Here is a 2,647-nt window from a genome sequence, read left to right on the forward strand (position 1 = left end):
CTGACCAGCCGGCCCGCCGCGACGACAAGGGCGTCGGCCCGCCGCCGCTCGCTCGGCCCCGGCAGCGGGGCGTCCAGGCCGATCTCGAGCAGGATGCGGGGCGCGGCCCGCTTCACCCGGCGGCGCCCCCCGGACGCCGGCGCATAAAGGCCTGCCGCCGGCATTCGGCCACCAGCGTGCCGTCCTGCTTGTAGGCGCGGTGGTGGAACTCGACGATGCCGGCATCGGGGCGGGACTTCGAGGCCCGGGCCGACACCACCTCGGTCGTGACCCGAATCGTGTCGCCGTCGAAGACCGGGGCCGGAAAGCGCACGTCGCTCATGCCGAGATTGCCGATCGTCGTGCCGATTGTGGTGTCGTTCACGGAGATGCCGATCATGAGCCCGAGCGTGAACAACGAGTTCACGATCGGCTGACCCCATTCCGTCTCGGTCGCGCAGAAATGGGCGTCGATATGGAGGGGCTGCGGGTTCAGGGTCATGTTGCAGAACAGCATGTTGTCCATCTGCGTGACCGTGCGGGTGAGGCCGTGCCGGAACAGATGGCCGACGTGGAAATCGTCGAAGAAGATGCCGCCCCGCTCGTGGCGCTCGCCCGGTTCCATCGCGTCGTGCTCCCGGCGGGATGAGCCCGCTTCAGCATTCATTTACCATGCTTCGTCACGGTGGTGCCGTCTCAGCGCCGGCCCCCTCCGCATGTTCCTGTTCACGACGGCGAGCCCGTCGCCGGCCCCCACGGCCCCACGTTCCGGCGCGCCGGCGCCCGTGCTCGATGCGATCCGCCGCGGGGCGGAGGCGACCGGCACGGATTTCGATTACCTGCTCAGCACGGCGAAGCGGGAATCCGCGCTCGATCCCTCCGCCAAGGCGCCGACCTCGTCGGCCACGGGTCTGTTCCAGTTCATCGAGCAGACCTGGCTCGGGCTCCTGCGCAGCGACGGTGACCGACTTGGGCTGGGGCAGGAGGCGAAGGCCGTCAGCCAGCGACCCGACGGGAGCCTCGCGGTGGCCGACCCGGCCACCCGGCAGGCGCTGCTCGATCTGCGCAAGGATCCCGAACTCGCCTCCGTGATGGCCGGAGCGCTAACCCGGCAGAACCGCGAGGCGCTCCAGGCCGCGACCGGGCGCCCGCCGTCGGCCGGCGAGCTCTACATCGCCCACGTCCTCGGCGCGCGCGGCGCAACCGACCTGATCTCGGCTGCGGCCAGAGACCCGACCCGCATCGCGGCGGCAGACTTTCCCGACGCGGCGCGGGCCAATCGGGGCATCTTCTATGACCGTGCGGGCCGTCCGCGCGGCGCCGGCGAGGTCTACCAGGTGCTGGCGGCCGCGCAGAGCGGAACGTCGAATGCGGCCCCGGCGCCGACCGGGCTGCCGCCGCCTCCCGCCGCCACCGTCACCGGGCTCAACGGGATGTTCCAGACCGGGGCCCGGACCGGCCCGCTCTCGGACGCCGTCGCGCGGATCTGGCGCACCAACCATGCCGCAGGCAGCCCTGTGGCCGTGGCGAGCTTCTTTCCCCGCAACCAGCCCCGCGGCCCCGAAGCAGGCCCGTCGCCGGCCCCCGAAGCGGCCCTGGGTCGCGAGCCGCCCGCCGCCGCGCAGGCTCCGGCGCCCGCCGACGTCCCGGCTCCTGTGCGGGCCGACATCCCGCTTCCTCCCGTCCGGCCAGCGGGCCTGGGCGCGGCCGGGACCGCGCGGCCGCTGGTGCGGCCGGACTGGCTCCTCGCCAGCCAAGGAGTGCGTCCATGATCGTCAGCCGGTTCCTGCTCTGGGCTCGCGAGGCTGCCGCGGGTGACCGGGCCGAAGCCGTGACCGCGCTGGCGCAGGCCTACCTGCATTCCGACCTTGCCCCGGAGGATCTCCGCCAGGCCCGGATCGCGCTGATTGCCATGCTGGACGATCCCTCTCCGCTGGTGCGCCGCGCGATGGCTCTGGTGCTGGCCGCCTCGCCCGATGCGCCGCGGCCGGTGGTGGTCGCTCTGGCGGACGACCAGCCCGACATCGCCGCGGTCGTGCTCTCCCGCTCGCCCGTCCTCCTGGATTCCGACCTCGTCGACCGGGCCGCCTTGGGCGACGAGCGCCTCCAGCTCGCCATCGCCCGGCGGCCCTGGCTGTCCCCGGCCGTCAGCGGTGCCCTGGCCGAGATCGGCACCGAGGCGGCCCTGATCGCGCTGGCCCGGAACGACGGGGCAGAGATCGCCCCGACCAGCCTCGTCCGGATGGTTGAGCGGCACGGCGGCTCCGGGCCCCTGCGGGAAGCCTTGCTGGTCCGCCCGGACCTGCCGTTGGACATCACGCAGGCCATCGTCGCAGCACTTGCGGCGACGCTCGGGGGGTTCGTCACCGGCCGCGGCTGGCTCAGTCCCGAGCGGTCGGACCGCGTCATCCGCGAAGCGCGCGAGCGCACCACGGTGGAACTCTCGGCGGGGCGGGCGCCGGCTGACGCGATGCGGCTGGCCCGGCACCTCCGCAGCACGTCCCAACTCACGCCGGCCCTGATGCTGCGCGCTCTCCTGTCCTGCGCCGCCCCCTTTGCGGCGGCGGCCTTCGCGGAGCTGTCCGGCCTCTCCGAGCGGCGGGTGGCCGCCATCCTGCGCAGCGGGCCGGGTCACGCCTTCCGAGCTCTCTACCGCCGGGCCGAGCTG

At 73.5% G+C, this 2,647-nt stretch carries 3 protein-coding genes; 2 read left to right on the forward strand and 1 reads right to left on the reverse strand.

What is annotated here, in order from left to right; all coding sequences use genetic code 11:
* Positions 1 to 112: 112 nt before the first annotated feature.
* A complete protein-coding gene (locus JWR86_RS02620; RefSeq protein WP_299560350.1) occupies positions 113 to 604 on the reverse strand; it encodes a MaoC family dehydratase in 492 nt (163 codons plus the stop codon).
* Positions 605 to 764: 160 nt separating this feature from the next.
* Here JWR86_RS02620 and JWR86_RS02625 point away from each other — a divergent pair, with 160 nt between their 5' ends.
* Positions 765 to 1,751, forward strand: a complete 987-nt coding sequence (locus tag JWR86_RS02625; RefSeq protein WP_366914529.1) for a lytic transglycosylase domain-containing protein — start codon at positions 765 to 767, stop codon at positions 1,749 to 1,751.
* A partial coding sequence (locus JWR86_RS02630) for a DUF2336 domain-containing protein (RefSeq protein ID WP_299560356.1) occupies positions 1,748 to 2,647 on the forward strand: 900 nt, incomplete at its 3' end. The genes JWR86_RS02625 and JWR86_RS02630, both read left to right, overlap by 4 nt.

It is taken from the genome of Enterovirga sp. (assembly GCF_028290205.1).
In the GTDB taxonomy this organism is placed as follows: Bacteria; Pseudomonadota; Alphaproteobacteria; order Rhizobiales; family Beijerinckiaceae; genus Enterovirga.

What these genes read in the sequence shown, in the direction of transcription:
- JWR86_RS02620 (WP_299560350.1), bottom strand. Translation starts at nt 604, where the DNA reads ATGGAACCGGGCGAGCGCCACGAGCGGGGCGGCATCTTCTTCGACGAT.